This window comes from Microcoleus sp. T3_D1, from assembly GCF_036700405.1.
In the GTDB taxonomy this organism is placed as follows: Bacteria; Cyanobacteriota; Cyanobacteriia; order Cyanobacteriales; family Microcoleaceae; genus Microcoleus.
Genome location: NZ_JAUBOV010000172.1, coordinates 1,359 through 3,126, shown reverse-complemented (window position 1 = coordinate 3,126; position 1,768 = coordinate 1,359). Strand labels below are relative to the sequence as shown.

General features: G+C 50.3%; 1 rRNA gene. It reads right to left on the bottom strand.

The annotated features are described in order from the left end of the window. A 23S ribosomal RNA gene (locus QT992_RS33110) occupies window positions 1–1,564 on the bottom strand; the annotation flags it as partial. Window positions 1,565–1,768: the final 204 nt, after the last annotated feature.

The following is a 1,768-nucleotide window of genomic DNA, read 5'->3' as shown; positions in this document are numbered from 1 at the left end:
GGAGGTCGTACTCGTACCTCAGCTCAAGACGTTTTCTCCGTCTCTCAACACCTCGAATACTTGAACCGGTAACCAACATCCGGCTGGCGATTGCCTTCTCCGTCCCTCTGCACCAACAATGTCAGGTACGGGAATATTGACCCGTTATCCATCGACTACGCACTTCTGCCTCGCCTTAGGACCTGACTCACCCTCCGCGGACGAGCCTGGCGGAGGAACCCTTAGGGTTTCGGGGTGTAGGATTCTCACCTACATTTGCGCTACTCAAGCCGACATTCTCACTTCCGCACAGTCCACACCTGCTTGTCGCTAGTGCTTCACACCGTTGCGGAACGCTCCCCTACCAATACATGACTTACATCATTTATTCCACAGCTTCGGTAGACTGCTTAGCCCCGTTCATTTTCGGCGCAGGAGCGCTAGACCAGTGAGCTATTACGCACTCTTTTAAGGGTGGCTGCTTCTAGGCAAACCTCCTGGTTGTCACTGCACTCCCACCTCCTTTATCACTTAGCAGTCATTTTGGGACCTTAGCTGGTGGTCTGGGCTGTTTCCCTCTTGACGATGAAGCTTATCCCCCACCGTCTGACTGGCCGAGTACCAGTTTAGTATTCAGAGTTTGCCTCGATTTGGTACCGCTCTCGCAGCCCGCACCGAAACAGTGCTTTACCCCTAAACTTAATCTCGACCGCTGTGCCTCAACACATTTCGGGGAGAACCAGCTAGCTCCGGGTTCGATTGGCATTTCACCCCTAACCACACCTCATCCGCTGATTTTTCAACATCAGTCGGTTCGGACCTCCACTTGGTGTTACCCAAGCTTCATCCTGGACATGGTTAGATCACCCGGGTTCGGGTCTATAAACAGTGACCTGTGCTTTCACACGGGCGCTCTTGTCAAACTCGCTTTCGCTTTGGCTTCAACCCATAGGGTCTTAACCTGCCACTGCCTATAACTCGCCGGCTCATGCTTCAACAGGCACGCGGTCAGACGTTAAATCGTCCTCCCACTGCTTGTAAGCTAACGGTTTCATGTTCTATTTCACTCCCCTTCCGGGGTTCTTTTCACCTTTCCCTCGCGGTACTGGTTCACTATCGGTCACACAGTAGTATTTAGCCTTACGAGATGGTCCTCGCTGATTCACACGGGATTTCACGGGCCCCGTGCTACTCGGGATACAGTCACGCTCTTTTCTACTTTCGACTACAGGACTTTCACCTTCTCTGGTGCAGCTTTCAACTGCTTTGTCTAGCTTCAAGATACGTTAATTGACTGTCCCACGACCCCAGAAGTAAAAACCTCTGGTTTAGGCTGTTTCCCGTTCGCTCACCACTACTTGGGAAATCGCTATTGCTTTCTCTTCCTCCAGCTACTAAGATGTTTCAATTCGCTGGGTTCGCCGCTATCAGTCTATGTATTCAACTGATGCTTACTGGGTTGCCCCATTCGGACATCTCCGGATCAATGCTTGCTTCCAGCTCCCCGGAGCTTATCGTCGGTCGCCACGTCCTTCTTCGCCTCTGTGTGCCTAGGTATCCACCGTTAGCCCTTTGTAACTTGACCACTTGATTCTTTCATGGTGGTCGCTTGTCTGATGCTCCGATTTCTCGGATTACATACACGCTTTGATGACTTAATTTCTATGCAGTTTTCAAGGTTCTGACTAGAGTTTTAGACTCCAGCATTCCGACTTCTTTTTTGAGCTTCTTTTTTGAGCTTTTTTGACAAAGTTAGTCTGGGTGCTGATTTCTATTTCTTTGGTTTTTT